This is a genomic window from Rhodococcus sp. NPDC060084 (assembly GCF_042730335.1).
GTDB lineage: Bacteria > Actinomycetota > Actinomycetes > Mycobacteriales > Mycobacteriaceae > Rhodococcus.
Genome location: NZ_JBHWWX010000006.1, coordinates 1 through 15,977, shown reverse-complemented (window position 1 = coordinate 15,977; position 15,977 = coordinate 1). Strand labels below are relative to the sequence as shown.

General features: G+C 68.5%; 14 protein-coding genes. 4 read left to right on the top strand and 10 right to left on the bottom strand.

Annotation, left to right across the window (positions count from 1 at the left end):
- Nucleotides 1-140: 140 nt before the first annotated feature.
- The gene (locus ACFWBU_RS05205) at nt 141-569 is read left to right on the top strand and encodes a pyridoxamine 5'-phosphate oxidase family protein (RefSeq protein ID WP_169621911.1); all 429 of its coding nucleotides are present in this window, start codon (nt 141-143) and stop codon (nt 567-569) included.
- 39 nt (nt 570-608) lie between these two features.
- On the opposite strand, the gene ACFWBU_RS05200 is transcribed toward ACFWBU_RS05205, so the two are convergent.
- Complete coding sequence (locus ACFWBU_RS05200) at nt 609-1,445, bottom strand: DUF3097 domain-containing protein (RefSeq protein WP_378527704.1); 837 nt, start codon at nt 1,443-1,445, stop codon at nt 609-611.
- A 76-nt stretch (nt 1,446-1,521) separates the two neighbouring features.
- On the opposite strand from ACFWBU_RS05200, the gene ACFWBU_RS05195 reads away from it, so the two are divergent.
- Nucleotides 1,522-2,331 carry a hypothetical protein gene (locus ACFWBU_RS05195; protein WP_169621909.1) on the top strand — a complete coding sequence of 270 codons (810 nt, stop codon included), beginning with the start codon at nt 1,522-1,524 and terminating at the stop codon, nt 2,329-2,331.
- 4 nt (nt 2,332-2,335) lie between these two features.
- Here ACFWBU_RS05195 and ACFWBU_RS05190 read toward each other — a convergent pair whose 3' ends face one another.
- The gene (locus ACFWBU_RS05190) at nt 2,336-3,169 is read right to left on the bottom strand and encodes a class I SAM-dependent methyltransferase (RefSeq protein WP_169652132.1); all 834 of its coding nucleotides are present in this window, start codon (nt 3,167-3,169) and stop codon (nt 2,336-2,338) included.
- A 131-nt stretch (nt 3,170-3,300) separates the two neighbouring features.
- On the opposite strand from ACFWBU_RS05190, the gene ACFWBU_RS05185 reads away from it, so the two are divergent.
- Nucleotides 3,301-3,987 carry a helix-turn-helix domain-containing protein gene (locus tag ACFWBU_RS05185; protein ID WP_169621907.1) on the top strand — a complete coding sequence of 229 codons (687 nt, stop codon included), beginning with the start codon at nt 3,301-3,303 and terminating at the stop codon, nt 3,985-3,987.
- Nucleotides 3,988-3,998: 11 nt separating this feature from the next.
- On the opposite strand, the gene ACFWBU_RS05180 is transcribed toward ACFWBU_RS05185, so the two are convergent.
- From ACFWBU_RS05180 to ACFWBU_RS05145, 8 genes are all read right to left on the bottom strand, one after another.
- Nucleotides 3,999-5,078, bottom strand: coding sequence for a ferrochelatase (locus tag ACFWBU_RS05180; RefSeq protein ID WP_378527703.1), 1,080 nt, complete (start codon nt 5,076-5,078; stop codon nt 3,999-4,001).
- A 20-nt stretch (nt 5,079-5,098) separates the two neighbouring features.
- Complete coding sequence (inhA, locus tag ACFWBU_RS05175; protein ID WP_169621905.1) at nt 5,099-5,905, bottom strand: NADH-dependent enoyl-ACP reductase InhA; 807 nt, start codon at nt 5,903-5,905, stop codon at nt 5,099-5,101.
- Nucleotides 5,906-5,958: 53 nt separating this feature from the next.
- On the bottom strand, nt 5,959-6,708 hold the full coding sequence (gene fabG1, locus ACFWBU_RS05170; protein ID WP_169621904.1) for a 3-oxoacyl-ACP reductase FabG1: 750 nt from the start codon (nt 6,706-6,708) through the stop codon (nt 5,959-5,961).
- A gap of 65 nt (nt 6,709-6,773) precedes the next feature.
- Complete coding sequence (locus tag ACFWBU_RS05165) at nt 6,774-7,754, bottom strand: VWA domain-containing protein (protein WP_378527702.1); 981 nt, start codon at nt 7,752-7,754, stop codon at nt 6,774-6,776.
- Entirely contained in the window at nt 7,751-8,713 is a 963-nt protein-coding gene (locus tag ACFWBU_RS05160; RefSeq protein ID WP_378527700.1) for a DUF58 domain-containing protein, read from the bottom strand. Before ACFWBU_RS05160 ends, ACFWBU_RS05165 begins: the two co-directional genes overlap by 4 nt.
- Complete coding sequence (locus ACFWBU_RS05155; protein WP_346765179.1) at nt 8,710-9,822, bottom strand: MoxR family ATPase; 1,113 nt, start codon at nt 9,820-9,822, stop codon at nt 8,710-8,712. The genes ACFWBU_RS05160 and ACFWBU_RS05155 overlap by 4 nt, the downstream gene beginning before the upstream one ends.
- A 379-nt stretch (nt 9,823-10,201) precedes the next feature.
- Nucleotides 10,202-11,716, bottom strand: a complete 1,515-nt coding sequence (locus tag ACFWBU_RS05150) for an NlpC/P60 family protein (RefSeq protein ID WP_378527699.1) — start codon at nt 11,714-11,716, stop codon at nt 10,202-10,204.
- A gap of 462 nt (nt 11,717-12,178) precedes the next feature.
- The gene (locus ACFWBU_RS05145; protein WP_169621900.1) at nt 12,179-12,736 is read right to left on the bottom strand and encodes a DUF6676 family protein; all 558 of its coding nucleotides are present in this window, start codon (nt 12,734-12,736) and stop codon (nt 12,179-12,181) included.
- Nucleotides 12,737-13,092: 356 nt separating this feature from the next.
- Here ACFWBU_RS05145 and ACFWBU_RS05140 point away from each other — a divergent pair, with 356 nt between their 5' ends.
- On the top strand, nt 13,093-15,903 hold the full coding sequence (locus tag ACFWBU_RS05140; protein ID WP_169621899.1) for an aconitate hydratase: 2,811 nt from the start codon (nt 13,093-13,095) through the stop codon (nt 15,901-15,903).
- Nucleotides 15,904-15,977 lie beyond the last annotated feature (74 nt).

The window sequence follows — 15,977 nt, the reverse complement described above, 5'->3', positions numbered from 1 at the left end:
AGGCTTGCCGAGCGGTTGCCGCGCACACACCCGCCGCGACGAGCACAATGCTCAGCACGTCGGCGAACCGTCCGTGCGGAGGGAACGCGACCGGGCGGGCGCCGCCGGCCCCACCCTTCCCCGAATCCGAAAGGGTCATGATGAGCACCCCCACGAGTTCACTGACCGCCGAGGACCTGGAGTTCCTCAGACGCCCCCTGCACGGATTCGTGAGCGTGGCCGCAGGACCGCTCCCGCCCCAGCCCCGACCGGTCTGGTTCGAGGCCACCGACGCGGGCACCGTCGACTTGTTCACCGCCCCCGACTCGCTGAAGATCCGCCGCCTGGGGCGCGACCCCCGCGCCTCGATCGTGGTCGCCGCACCGGTCGGGGAACGTGAACGGTGGGTGTCGGTCGCGGGCCACACCACGATCGAGGCGGACGGAGCACACGAGTTGTGTTCCCGCCTGGCCGCGCGCTATTGGGATCTCGACGATCCGGTTCGTGCCGCCGATCTCGCCGGGATCCTCGCCGAAGACCAGGTACGTATCGTCATCCATCCGGATACCGTGCGGCGGTACAGGTATTGAGTGCGCCCGGATGTGCCGTCGACCTTCGGTGCGGGGCGCTCAGTCGCCGTCGCCGGGTTCGGTGACGAAATCCACGAGTCGCTCGACAGCGCCGATCAGCGGGGCTTCGAGGTCCCGGAACGACGACACCGCGCCGTAGACCCGCCGCCAGCCTTCCTGCGGCGTACCCCAGCCGAGTTCACGGCACACGCCGGTTTTCCAGTCCTGGCCGCGCGGAATCGTCGGCCAGGACTCGATCCCGACGGCCTTGGGGCGCACCGCTTCCCACACGTCGATGTAGGGATGGCCGGTGACCATGATGTGCGGGCCGAGGTTCGCGGTCAGCCGCTCTTCCTTCGATCCGGTGACGAGATGGTCCGCCAGGACACCGACCCTCCGTCCCGGACCGGGACGGAACTCGGCGAGCCGCTCGGCCAGGTTGTCGAGCCCTTCGAGTTGTTCGACGACGACGCCCTCCACACGGAGGTCGTGTCCCCAGACCTGTTCGACGAGGGCCGCGTCGTGCACACCTTCGACCCAGATGCGGCTTCCGCGGGCCACGCGTGCCCGCAAGCCCTCGACTCTGGTCGACCCCGAGGCCGATCTCGCCGGGGTCTGCGCCGCCGGTCGCGGCTTCGGCCGCACCAGAGTGACAGGTGCACCGTCGATCAGAAACGCGGCAGGCCGCATCGCGAACAGACGGGTGCGGCGTTGCCCGTCCTCCAAGCGCACGAAGTCGCCGTCGTAGGTGCGTTCGATGCCGACGATCGCGCCGCACCACCCCGACGCGGCGTCTTCGACCACGAGATCCTTCTCGGCCTCGAGTTCCGGGACGGTCTTCCTCCGCTTGCGGTTGTGTCCGGCATAGATGTCGCCGTAGCTGTCGCGTGGACTCACGCCGGTCAACGTTAGGACAACGACACCGGCGGGCGGTCGTCGCCACGCCGGAGAACAGGCGTCCTATGCTCGTTCCGTGAGTTCCCCGAGTCAGAGCCTGACGCTGTGGGCCGGAGCATGGCTCTCCGGTCGCGCGGCGCCCGACGAGGTCATCGATGCCCTGCACGAGTGGGCGCCGATGCACCTCGTCGCTGCCGCCGAGGCGGACGCGAAACACCGCGCCGGGCTGACCGGCCAGGACCCGCAGGACGGCGCCGCGGTACTGCTCACCGTGATCCGGCGAGCCGACCCCGCGGGAGGTTCGGGCATCCGACTGCTGTTGCCGTCTCCGGGCGATGTGCGCGGCCTGCCCGTCGGCATCGCCTTCTCCGCAGCAGCAACGGCTGCCGGGGAGGGTGTACTCGTCGGCGCGCCGGGAACGCCCGGACTCGGCCTGGTTCCGACCGTCGAGGGACCCGATGTACTCCGCTGGACCGTGTTCGCCGTCCCGGCGGTACCCGAACTCACCGACCTACCAGGCCTCGGCGAAGCGGAATTCACCATGCGCGAAGCGGTGCGCGACGCCGCCGCCACGCTCACGGGTATCCGCACGGTCGGCGACGACGGGCGCAGCACCGACCCGCGTGCCGAGATCGCGGCCGAGATCGCCGAGTACGCCCGTCACCGGTATCCGGACTCGATCCCGCAGCGTGCCGTGCGGATCCTCGATTCCGCCGATCAGGTCGCGGCGATCCTCACCGTCGCGGGGCGCGGCGGGGGTCTGCGTGCCGGTTCGGCGACCACGCTGGACGCCCGCGAATCCGCGCTGCGTCCCTTGTGGACCGCGGTGCGGCACGCGCGAGTCGGCGCGGTCGACGCCGCTCTGCGCGCGCCCCAGCACGGCTGAGTTCTCACCCCGCGCGACTGGCAGTGACCAGCAGGTAATCCCAGTCCATCGCTCCCCCACCCAGATCGTGCCGGCGCGCCAGTTCGGCAAGTTCGCCGTCGAGCGCGGCGACTCGCTCGGGATCACCCGCGAGTGCGCGGTAGACCGCAATCGTCGGCCCGTAGTTCGTCTTGAAGAAGTCGCGGAACGCTTCGCCCGTGGGGAAACGGTCGACACGTAACGAACCGGTGCTCGCCGTCAGATCGGTCACCCGGTCCCCCAGCAGGGTCCGCACATGGTCTTCGTCGCCCCAGAGCGGGGGTGGTTGTGCCCCCGGGGGTGGTGCGGGCGCGTACGGCTTCATCGTGGCGAACATCCGGCCGATGAAACCCGCGGGCGTCCAGCTCAAGAGCCCGATCCGGCCTCCCGGACGGGTGACGCGCACGAGTTCGTCCGCCGCTACCTGGTGGTGCGGCGCGAACATCACCCCGACGCACGAGAGCGTCACGTCGGCACTCGCGTCGCCGAACGGCATCGCCTCCGCGTCCGCCTCTTGCCAGGTCACGGTGGCGCCGGCGTCCTCGGCATCGCGCCGGCCGATGTCGAACAGTTCGGGAGTCAGGTCCGTCGCCACGACGGTGGCCCCGGTCAGTGCGGCGGGAATCGCGGCGTTGCCCGAACCGGCCGCGATGTCGAGCACCCGGTCGCCCGGGCCGACCCGGCACGCGGACACGAGGATCTGCCCGAGCGACGGGATCACTCCGGACGCGACGGCCGGATAATCGCCGAGCGCCCACATGGCCCGGTGTTTCGCCTTGAGGTCGCGGTCTGCATCGAGTGCCGAGCGGGATTGCGTCATCACACATCTCCTTCAACGGAGCGTCCGATCCGTCGTCGACAGATCTCGGAGGCGCACGTCAACGGTATGAACACCCGCGGATTGCTTCCAGTTCGGAATCTGTACCGCTCGGCAGGCCTACCATTCGAAGCATGGGCTCGCCCTACCACCAATTCTGTCCCGTCGCGAAAGCGATGGAACTCTTCGACGAGCGGTGGACACTTCTGCTGGTGCGCGAATTGGTGCTCGGTAGCGAGCGATTCAACGACCTCCGCCGCGGACTCCCCCGGATGTCGCCGTCGTTGCTGTCCACCCGCCTGCACCAGTTGACGGTCGCGGGCATCGTGCAACGGACCGTCGACGGTTCGGAGGTCCGTTACGTGCTCACACCCGCCGGACGTGATCTGGAACCGGTGGTGTCCGCGCTCGGCACGTGGGGATCGCGGTGGACGGGCCGGCTCGGCGACGAAGACCTCGACCCCAAGCTGCTGATGTGGGATATGCACCGCAACGTCGACCACTCCGCGATCGAGGAGACTCGGGTGGTCGTGGAGTTCGTCTTCACCGGCGCCCCACGCGGGTCGCGGCGGTGGTGGCTGGTCATCGTTCCCGGAGAGGTCGACGTCTGCGACACCGATCCGGGCTTCGAGGTCTCCGTCACGGTCACGGCTGGGCTGCGGGATCTGACCGAAATCTGGCGCGGAGAAAACGACTGGCCCGAGGCGCTGCGGACCGGAGCCGTGGTGGTGGAGGGCCCGGTGGGGCTGCGGCGGTCCCTCCCGAGCTGGTTCGTCTCTCCCCTGGCCGGGGCGAATCGCAGTGGTGAGCCGGCGCTCTGAGCCGTGAGTGCTCAGTCCTCCGCTGTGGGCGCCGGCCGAGAGGGCCGCGCCGGGGGTTCGCAGCACCGGACCGCGCAGAGCGTGCCGTTGCACCCCACTCCGAACTCCGGTTCCGTTCCGCGCCGGCGCGGCGATGCCGTACCGAGGCGTTCCTGCACGAGCTCACGGACCATCTGCGCGAAACGGGGATCGGTCCCGGCCGTCGCCGCGCGCACGAACTCCATGCCGAGTTCGGCCGCACGGTCCCGGGCTTCGGTGTCGAGATCCCAGACCACCTCGAGGTGGTCGGAGATGAATCCGACCGGAACCACGATCACCGCGGTCACTCCCCGCTCGTGGAGAGCATCGAGATGGTCGACGATGTCGGGTTCGAGCCACGGCACCCGGGGCGGGCCCGAACGCGACTGCCAGACCAGGTCGTAGTCGTCGACACCGAGCGAATCCGCGACCAGGCGCGCGGCCTCGGCCACCTGGCGGCTGTAGAGACGCCCGCCGGCGTCCGGCGGTCCACCGGTCGCATCGGCGGACGTCGGGATCGAGTGAGCGGTGAAAACCAGGCGCGCGTCCGCTGCCTCGTCGGATAGTTCGGCGCGGGACGCGCGCACGGCATCGGCGACCGCGTCGAGGAACAGCGGGTGATCGTAGAACTGCCGGATCTTCGTCAGGTCGGGGGCGTCGTCGACCGCGCTCCGCGCCCGGCGGATGTCCTCGTGATACTGCCGGCATCCCGAGTAACCGCCCCACGCCGAGGTCGCGAAGACCAGCGCGTTGCGAATTCCGTCGTCACGCATGGCCGCGACGGTGTCCTCGACCATCGGATGCCAGTTACGGTTTCCGAAGTACACCGGCAGGTCGATGCCGTGCGCCTCGAACTCGCCGCGCACGGCATCGATGAGGGCCCGGTTGAGCGCGTTGATCGGTGAGACACCCCCGAAGTGCAGGTAGTGCTGCGCAACGTCGTCGAGACGTTCCGGCGGGATCCCCCGGCCCCGGGTGACGTTCTCGAGGAACGGCCGGACATCGTCCGGGCCTTCGGGGCCGCCGAACGACAGCACCAGCAGCGCGTCGAACGATTCGGGGGTGCTCACCATGGGAGTGCTCTCCTGACCTGTCAGGCGCCGAGGCCGACCTGTGAGTGGAAACCACCGTCGACGTACACGATCGACCCGGTGGTACCGGGCAACCAATCGGACAGTACCGCGCACACGGTCTTCGCGACCGGAGTCGGGTCTTCGACGTCCCATCCGATCGGGGACGCGGCGGACCAGCCTTCGTTGAGCCGGTTCATCTCGGCTCCCGGTCCGGTGGCATCCCCGGCGATCGCCTTCGCCGCAAGGGTCTTGATCGGGCCGGCGGCGACGAGATTCGAGCGGATTCCGCGCGGACCGACCTCCTTGGCGACATACCGGTTGACCGATTCGAGGGTCGCCTTGGAGACGCCCATCCAGTTGTAGAACGGCACCGCGCGTGACGGATCGAAGTCCATGCCGACGAGAGAACCGCCCTCGTTCATGACCGGCAGCACCGCCTTGGCAAGTGCACCGTACGAATACGCGGAGACCTCCAGGGCGACGGCGACGTCGCTCCACGGGGCATCGAGGAACGGGCTGCCCAGGCACGAACGCGGCGCGAAACCGATCGAATGCACGACGCCGTCGATCCCTTCGGGCGCGAGTTCACGCAGTTTGTCGGCGAGCCCGGCGAGGTGCTCGGTGTTCTGCACGTCGAGTTCGATCGCCGGCGGCACCGGCTGCGGCAGACGCTGCGCGATGCGGTCGATCAGCCGCAACCGGTCGAAGCCGGTGATGATGATCTTCGCGCCCTGTTCCTGTGCCGCTTTGGCGGTGTGGAACGCGATGGAGGCATCGGTGATGATGCCGGTGACGAGAATGGTCTTGCCCTCGAGCAGTCCGCCCATGAGTGTGTCGATCCTCCAGTGAGATTCGGATGTGGTCCGGGTGTGGCGGCGGGTCAGTGACCCATGCCCATGCCTCCGTCGACGGGGATGACAGCGCCCGAGACGTAGGCGGAGTCGTCCGAGGCGAGGAAGCTCACCACGCCCGCGACATCGTCGGGCTTGCCGAGACGCTGCATCGGGATGAATTTCTTTGCCATGTCGCGCAGATCGTCGGACAGTTCCGCGGTCATGTCCGTCTCGATGAACCCGGGTGCGACGACGTTGGCGGTGATCGAGCGTGAGCCGAGTTCGCGGGTCACCGACCGGGCGAGTCCGATCACGCCGGCCTTCGAGGCCGCGTAGTTGATCTGCCCGGCCTGGCCTGCCATACCGACAACCGAACCGAGGAAGATCATCCGTCCCCACCGTGCGCGCAGCATCGCCCGGTTGGCGCGCTTCGCGCACCGGAAGGATCCGGTGAGGTTGGCGTCGAGGACGCTGGTGAACTGGTCCTCGGTCATGCGCATCAGCAGGGTGTCGTCGGTGACGCCGGCGTTGGCGACCAGCACCTCGACAGGGCCCTGATGCTCTTCGACCTCGGTGAATGCGCGGTCGACCGACTCGGCGTCGGTGACGTCGCACACGACACCGAACAGGTCGTCGGGGACACCGGAACCGCGGTGGGTGACGGCAACCTTGTGTCCGTCGGCCTGCAGGCGGCGAGCCACCGCGAGGCCGATACCGCGGTTTCCTCCGGTGACGAGAACGGACCGGGGCGTGCCCGCGGGGCGCGTGGACGCGGCGGGGCTACTTGCGTCAGTCATGGCGACAAACCTATCTGGTGGTGGATCGCACACGGACAGGGCTCCGTGAGCGGCGACAAGAAGGGTCAGGGCAGGCGCTGGCGAAGCACCATGGCGGAGAGGAGGCCTGCGGCGACGCAGAGAGCACCGAGCATCAGCCACGGCCGGCTGGCATCGCCGCGCGTCGTTTCGAAGCCGATCTGCTCCTCGAGAGTGTTGTAGGCGTCCTCGAGTTCCTCGAGACTCGACGCGGTGAAGAAGCTGCCCCCGGACAGGTTCGCGATCTCCTTGAGAGACGGATCGTCGACAGGGACCGGGATGCGCTCGTCCTCGATCGTGACCGTTCCGGTCGCGGTGCCGAACGAGATCGTCGAGACCGGGATTCCCTTCTCGGCTGCCTGCCTCGCCGCGGTGAAACCTCCCCGCGGGTCGTCGGGGCTCTCCGGCACGGTCTGCTTTCCGTCCGAGAGCAGCACGATCCTGGCGGGCGGCGCCTGATCGCTGCCGCCGAGCACAGCGGCCAGGGTGTCGATGGACTGCATCGCAGTGAATATCGCTTCGCCGGTGGCGGTGCGCTCACTCAGTTGCAGGTGATCGATTGCCGTCTTCGTCGCTTCCCGGTTGGTGGTCGGTGACACCAGCACCGACGCGGTACCGGAGAACGCGACGAGACCGAGGTTGATCCCGGGAGTCAGATCGTCCGCGAACTGCTTCGCCGCTTCCTGCGCGGCGGCGAGCCGGGACGGTGCGACATCGGTCGCCTCCATCGACAGCGACACGTCGATCACCGCGACGACCGTCGCGCGATTACGCGGCACCCGTTGCTCGGCCGTAGGTCCGGCGAGGGCGACCGTGAGGAAGAACAGGCCGGCCAGCAGCAGCGCGACCGGAATGTGGCGGGCACGGCCGGGCCGGTCGGGAGCGACCTTCTCGAGAAGTTCGAAGTTGGTGAACCGCAGCGTGTGCGAGAGCCTGCGGCGCTGCACCAGTACGTAGCCGACGCCGAGGGCGGCAACCACGACCAGGAACAGCAACCACCACGGTGAGGTGAAACCGGAGATGCTCACCGGCCCACCCTCCCCACGCCGCCGGCCGCGTAACTGTGCCGGCGAGCCGCGACGAAACGAACCACGTCGCTGATCCAGTCCCGATCGGTCCGCAAACTCAGCATCGGGGCCCCGCAACTGCGCATCGCCTGCTGCACGGCAGCGCGATGCTCCGCTGCAGCCTGGGCGTAGTCGGCGCGAAGCTGGGGGGTGGTGGTGAATTCACGGGTGCGTCCGGTTTCGGGATCGTGCAGGACGACGTCTCCCAGGTCGGGCAGTTCCAGATCGCGGCGGTCCAGCACCTCGACTGCCAGCAGGTCGTGCCGGCCGGAGAGGGCACGCAACGACCGCTGCCATTCGAGCGGTCCCAGGAAGTCGCTGATCACGACGGCAAGACCGCGCCGGCGCTGGGGCCGCCGCAGCGCCTCGACGACACCGCGCAGATCACCGCGGGTCCCGTCCGGTGGGTGCGGGATGGTCGCGATGGTGCGCAGCATGGATTGGGCGTGGGCCCGTCCCCCGCGCGCGGGAATCCGCACCGTGTCGCGGCCGGTGGACACCACGGCGCCGATCCGGTTGCCGCCGCCGATCGTCAGATGCGCGATCGCCGCGACCGCTGCGACGACCAGATCGCGCTTCTCGCACGCGGCCGTGCCGAAATCGAGGCTCGCGGACAGATCGACCGCGAGCCAGGTCTCGAGTTCGCGATCCGCGACGGTCTGCCGCACGTGCGGATGGGTGGTGCGGGCGGTGACCGACCAATCCATCTGGCGTACGTCGTCGCCCGGCTGGTACTCCCGGGCATCGCCCGGTTCGGACCCGGGTCCGGGAATCAGGCCCAGGTGATCACCGTGCAGGACACCGTCGAGCCGGCGCCGGACGGTCAGTTCCAGGGTGCGCAGCGCAGCAGTCAATGCGGGGTCGCGCAGCTCGCCGGAACGGAACGTGGGTGGCGACCCGTCGCGGGCGGGTTCGCTCACCGTTGCCCTGCACCTCCGTGCGGTCCGGGCGCGGGCACCACAGGAGCACCGGGACGCACCGCCGCGGGGGGACCCGCCGGCACGGGTGCCGTGGCCTGGGGCGCGACCTGCGGCAGACCGACCGTCTGGAGGATCTCGGCGATGATCCGGTCCGGTGAGACGTCGTCGGCCAGCGCGTCGTACGACAACACCAAGCGGTGACGCAGCACGTCGGGGATCACGTCGATGATGTCCTGCGGGATCACGTAGTCGCGCCCGCGGACGAGAGCGAGCGCGCGGGCTGCGGAGATGATGCCGAGGGTGGCACGCGGAGAGGCGCCGTAGGCGATCCATCCCTGCACGTCGTGCAGACCCAGTTCGGCCGGCGAGCGCGTCGCGAAGATGACCCGCACCACGTAGTCGACGAGCGCATGGTGCACGAACACGCGACTGGCGATCTTCTGCAGTCGCAGCAGTTCCTCCCGGGAGAGCACCTGCTTCGGTTCCGGAGCCGCGACTCCCATCCGGTAGACGATCTCGCGTTCTTCCTCGACCGAGGGGTAGTCGACGAGGACCTTGAACAGGAACCGGTCTCGCTGCGCCTCGGGCAGCGGGTAGACGCCTTCGTTCTCGATGGGGTTCTGCGTCGCCATGACCAGGAACGGGTCGGGCATCGGGAACGTCTTGCCACCGATGGTGACGTGCCGTTCCGCCATCACTTCGAGCAGCGCCGACTGCACCTTCGCCGGGGCGCGGTTGATCTCGTCGGCGAGCACGAAGTTCGCCACCACCGGGCCGAGTTCGGTGTCGAACTCTTCGCGGCCCTGCCGGTAGATCCGGGTTCCGACGAGGTCGGTGGGTACCAGGTCGGGAGTGAACTGGACGCGGGAGAAGGATCCACCGACAACTTTGGCGAACGTCTCGACCGCGAGGGTCTTCGCGACACCCGGCACGCCTTCGAGCAGGACGTGCCCGCGGGCGAGCACTCCGACGAGCATGCGTTCGACGAGGAGGTCCTGGCCGACGATCACTCGCTTGACCTCGTAGATGGCGCGCTCGAGAAGGCGGACGTCGTCTGCCGGGTCGTACGCCTTCTCCGGTGCGGCCACAGGCTCCTTCGACGTGGACACGGCGGGAGCGGACGCACTCGTCGCACCGGCGGACGGGCCGTTTCCGGCAACGGGAGGGTTCGCCGCGACACTGCCCCGTGTGGGAGCGCCGGCGTCCGCCCTGCCGCTGCCCGGTCCGGCCGTGCCCTGCGGCTCCACGTCGTGGCCCTGACCGGCGGCGTTGTTCGAGCCGGCCCCGCCCTTCTGTGCGCCCGCTGCCGTACCCGACGTCCCGCCCTCGCGTGAGGTCACCAAGAATCCACCGCTTTCGCCTACGTTGATCCACTGGAAATCGCCTGCTGCACCACTATGGCAGGTGTCGATTCAGTGTGCCGTAACGCCAGGCCCGCGGCGTGGGCGAGTCCCACGCCCGGACAGTGCGATCACGATCACTTCACCGTCAGGACACCATGCGCACCACATACGATGTCATGCCGTCCCAGCGTACCGGCGAGATCATGACGTGCGAACCCGACTGCGGCGCCTCGAGCATTGTGCCGTCGCCGAGGTACAGGCCCACGTGCTGGCTCGCATTGGGGCCGTAGAAGATCATGTCGCCGCGTCTCATCTCCGACGACGGGATCTGGGTGCCCGCTGTGTACTGATATCCGGTGTAGTGCGGCAGGGAGATGCCGATACCGGCGAACGCATAGATCATCAGCCCGGAGCAGTCGAAGCCCACCTTGCCGAAATCTCCGTAACTGTCGGCGACACCGCCGTCCCGTATTCCGCGGGTCGGTCCGTTCTCGTCTCCCCCACCCCACGCATACGGCACGCCGATCTGGGACAGCCCACGGTCGATCACGGTCTCGACCGCCGCGGCGCCGGTGAGCGACGGCGTCGACCGGGTGCGCGGCGACGACCGCGGAGTCTGCGGTGTGGGCGTGCGAGGTGTCTCGGTGACTTCGTCTGCCGGGTTCACCTCGCTACCCGGGCTCGGTGTCACGTCAGGATCGAGGTCCTCGTCCGGTACGGCGGCGTTCACGGCCGTGTCGAGGGCAGGTGCGCTCTCCCCCAAGTCGGCGTGGGGGCGTCGTCCGTTGGCGAGTTCGGCTGCCCGTGCGAGCGCGGCGTCGTCGGCTGCGACCCGCTGGGCCGCCGCTGCCGCTTCCTCACGCGCCACCTCGGCGGCAGCGGCACGGGCCGCCTCCTCCGCCACGCGGCGGCGATCCCATGCCACGTACTCCGCGCGCTGACCCTCGAGACCGGCAACGTTGGAGCGCGCGAAATCCAGTTCGGCCTGGGCTCCCGCTCGTGCCTGCTCGATGCGGCTCTTTTCTGCGGCTTCCCGGTCGAGGGCATCGCGGGCGACGGCGATCGCAGCTTCCGCGTCCACCTTGCGCTGCTCGGCGGCCGCCTCTGCGGCGTCGGCCTCCTGTTTCGCGGCGCGCGCACGGGAATGGGAGTTCGCCTGTTCGGTGCGCGCGCGTTCGAGTGCGTCGAGCACCGCGTCGCGCCCGGTCGAGAGCATGCGCATCACTTGCGCGCGGTCGAGCAGGTCCTCGGGGCCGTCGGTGGTCAGGAACGCGGCGAGTGATGTCGCGTTCGATCCGCGGGTGTAGCTCTCCCGCGCGAACGAGTCGAAGTCCGCCTGCGCGTGTGAGATCTGGGCGCCCGCGTCCTGGAGGGCGAGCTGGGAGGACGCCACGGCCTGCGCGGCTGCTGCCACGGCGTCCTGGGCGGAATGCAAGTCGACGAGGGCGCGGTTGACGTCCTCGCGTTTGATCGCGACCTTGGCGTCGAGTTCGGCGAGCTGCTGATCTGCGTGGGAGATGCGCACGATCAGTTCACCGATGCGGTCGATCCCGGAGTTCACGGCCGCCCCGGCCGCGTCCAGTTCCGTGTCCGACGGATTGGGCGGTGGTGGTGGCACCGCGGCCGCAGTCGACCCCACTGCGACGAGCACCGTCGTCAAGAGGCCGATTCCCGCGAGCAACCGGGAGGCGCGGACGACGTGGCCCGAACGGGTGCTGCGAAGAGAAGACCGCCGACGTCCGGCAGTGGTAGGCGATGCCGGTGCGCCGGTAGGCGACGACCGTCGCGGAATCCCCCCGTGGAAACCGAATCGTCTCACTTGCGCTCTCCCTCGGTCGTGCCGACCTGAGAAACAGTCGGGCCCGACGCCTCGGGGAGCGCACAGCAAACACCGCTCGCGGGGTCCCCGCGATCGGTCGCTGTACCGGTCTCCGGTCGCGGGCAGCGCCCCACGACTGGGCTTGTGACACACCTTCCCCAAGAGCGTCATCTGAACCGTACGACACACCAGGCGCGTCTCGCGCGACAGTTACGGATTTCGATTACGGAACGCGACCTTCGGGGCGCACTCCGGCGCCGGACATCGACACCGGAGCCGGCGAGAAGACAGGCGGCGGCGCCGTCAGGAGGTCGTGGGTGTCGTGTCCTCGGCGGGGACCTGCTCGTGTTCGGCCGCATCGGATCGGGCGGCACGCCGGATCTTCGCCCAGTACGTCGCGCCCGATGCCGCAGCGACGACGAGCACGAGCAGGATCGTCAGCATCGTCCACGGTGGCGAGGGCTCGATCACGGAATCGACGAAGTTCTTCGTCGAGACCACCGGGTTGCCGGTATAGGTGCGGTCCTCGGCGGCTTCGAGGGTGACCCGGTCCAGGCTGTCGCTGAACGTGCCGACCCACCCGGGGCTGAGGACGAGCACGGTGCCCCCGTCTTCGGCTCCGACCTCGGTGGCGAGGTCACGGAGCTGGGAGTCCATGCGCGGATCTCGATCGATCACCACGACACTCAGGTCGATCCCGTGTTCCTGCGCCCGCGCCACCTCCGCGACCAGATCGTCGACCTGTTCGGGAGGCGCGGAGACCTGGTCGTCGCTCAGGTCGGCGAGGATCGCCTCGACCGTGACACCCGGAGGGAGATCTGTGGCCGACGGCCCGGGAATTCGTAGCAGTGGCGCAGACATTTCTCTCCGGTAGTGCTGGTCGGGAGCGTGTGCGAGCCCGGCTTCGCCGCGTCGAGCAGTCGGCACAGGGAGCACACGCTCGCAGGGCAACACCGAACAGTACGCGATCGCGCGCGGGTGGCGCAGCCGCGCCGAGGTCGGCGGGCGCGTCCGATGTGGCGTCGCGCACCCCTGAGAGCGCCGTATTCTCTGTACACTCCCGGCTTTATTACAGGACAAGCGTACTGTTAGACTCTACGGTGAGACGCCACGGCGGCACCGCACAGGAAATTCCTCCTCTGTGGACGCTGTGTGCCTCGCTTCAGCCGTCGACACAGCCCCGTCGGCGGCGAGCCGAAACGACGAGTGGAGCTGACGTGAGCACCAATACTGATTCGTTCGGCGCCAAGGGGACCCTGCAGGTCGGAGATAACTCGTACGAGATCTTCCGCCTGTCGGCCGTCCCCGGCACCGAGAAACTCCCTTACTCCTTGAAGGTTCTCGCCGAGAACCTGCTGCGCACCGAAGACGGTGCCAACATCACCGCCGATCACATCCGCGCCATCGCCAACTGGGATCCCGCAGCCGATCCCAGCATCGAGATCCAGTTCACGCCTGCCCGCGTGATCATGCAGGACTTCACCGGCGTGCCGTGCGTGGTCGACCTGGCCACCATGCGCGAGGCCGTCACCACCCTCGGCGGCGACCCGAACAAGGTCAACCCGCTCTCCCCCGCCGACATGGTCATCGACCACTCGGTCATCCTCGACGTCTTCGGCCGCGCCGACGCGCTCGAGCGCAACGTCGACCTCGAGTACCAGCGCAACGGTGAGCGTTACCAGTTCCTGCGCTGGGGCCAGGGCGCGTTCGACGACTTCAAGGTCGTCCCGCCCGGCATGGGCATCGTCCACCAGGTCAACATCGAGTACCTGGCTCCGACGGTCATGACCCGCAACGGCCAGGCCTACCCCGACACCTGTGTCGGCACCGACTCGCACACCACGATGGTCAACGGACTCGGCGTCCTCGGCTGGGGCGTCGGCGGCATCGAAGCCGAGGCCGCAATGCTCGGCCAGCCGGTCTCCATGCTCATCCCGCGCGTCGTCGGCTTCAAGCTCTCGGGCGAGATCCAGCCGGGCGTGACCGCGACGGACGTCGTGCTCACCGTCACCGAGATGCTGCGTAAGCACGGTGTGGTCGGCAAGTTCGTCGAGTTCTACGGCGCCGGCGTCGCCGAGGTCCCCCTCGCGAACCGCGCCACCCTCGGCAACATGAGCCCCGAGTTCGGTTCCACCGCAGCGATTTTCCCGATCGACGGCGAAACCATCAACTACCTGCGCCTGACCGGCCGCAGCGACGAGCAGCTCGCGCTCGTCGAGGCGTACGCCAAGGAACAGGGCATGTGGCACGACGCCGACAAGGAGCCGGTCTACTCGGAGTACATCGAGCTGGACCTGAGCACCGTCGTTCCGTCGATCGCCGGCCCGAAGCGCCCGCAGGACCGCATCCTGCTCAGCGACTCGAAGCTCGCCTTCCGCCGCGACATCCGCACCTACGTGGGCGACGACCAGCCGACCGAGCACAGCCAGCTCGACGAGGCCGTCGAGGAGTCCTTCCCCGCGTCGGACCCGGCCGCTCTCTCGTTCGCCGACGACGGTGACGACACCGCGGACCGCGTGCAGTCCGCCGCCAACGGTGCCACCGGCCGGCCGTCCAAGCCGGTCACCGTCAAGACGGAGCAGGGCGAGTTCGTCCTCGATCACGGTGCCGTGGTCGTTGCGGGCATCACCTCCTGCACCAACACCTCGAACCCGTCCGTGATGCTGGGTGCAGCGCTGCTCGCCCGCAACGCGGTCGAAAAGGGCCTGGCCACGAAGCCGTGGGTCAAGACCAACATGGCGCCGGGTTCGCAGGTCGTCTCCGACTACTACGAGAAGGCGGGCCTGTGGCCCTACCTCGAGAAGCTCGGTTTCTACCTCGGTGGCTACGGCTGCACCACGTGCATCGGCAACACCGGTCCGCTGCCGGAGGAGATCTCCAAGGCGATCAACGACAACGACCTCTCGGTCACCGCGGTGCTCTCGGGTAACCGCAACTTCGAGGGTCGCATCTCGCCCGACGTGAAGATGAACTACCTCGCGTCGCCGCCGCTCGTCATCGCGTACGCGCTCGCCGGCACCATGGACTTCGACTTCGAGGCCGACGCCCTGGGCAAGGACAAGGACGGCAACGACGTCTTCCTCAAGGACATCTGGCCGTCCGCGCAGGAGATCGACGACACCATCAAGTCGGCGATCAGCCAGGACATGTTCCGCAACTCCTACGCCGACATCTTCAAGGGCGACGAGCGCTGGCAGAACCTGGAGACCCCGGCGGGTGACACCTTCGCGTGGGACGAGAACTCGACCTACGTGCGGAAGCCTCCGTACTTCGACGGCATGACGATGGATCCGGCTCCGGTCACCGACATCAAGGGCGCTCGTGTGCTCGCGCTGCTCGGCGACTCGGTCACGACGGACCACATCAGCCCCGCGGGTCCGATCAAGCCGGGCACCCCGGCCGCTCAGTACCTGGACGAGCACGGCGTCGAGCGCAAGGACTACAACTCGCTCGGTTCGCGTCGCGGTAACCACGAGGTGATGATCCGCGGCACGTTCGCGAACATCCGCCTGAAGAACCAGCTGCTCGACGGTGTGTCCGGTGGCTACACCCGCGACTTCACCCAGGACGGTGCACCGCAGGCGTTCATCTACGACGCGTCGCAGAACTACCAGAAGGCCGGCATCCCGCTGGTCGTCCTGGGCGGCAAGGAGTACGGCTCCGGGTCGTCGCGCGACTGGGCGGCCAAGGGCACCAGCCTCCTCGGCGTCAAGGCCGTCATCACCGAGTCCTTCGAGCGCATCCACCGCTCGAACCTCATCGGTATGGGCGTCGTCCCGCTGCAGTTCCCCGCCGGGGAGTCTGCGGCAAGTCTCGGACTGGACGGCACCGAGGTCTTCGATATCACCGGTATCGAGGCGCTCAACGAGGGCACCACGCCGAGCACCGTGCACGTCACCGCAACGAAGGACGACGGCAGCAAGGTCGAGTTCGACGCGGTCGTGCGCATCGATACGCCGGGTGAAGCGGACTACTACCGCAACGGCGGCATCCTGCAGTACGTGCTGCGCAACATGATCCGGGGCTGACATCCCGATCGGCCGCCCACATCCGCGGGTGGCCCACGCTGTGAAGTGACGGCGGGCCCGGGACGTCTCGTCTC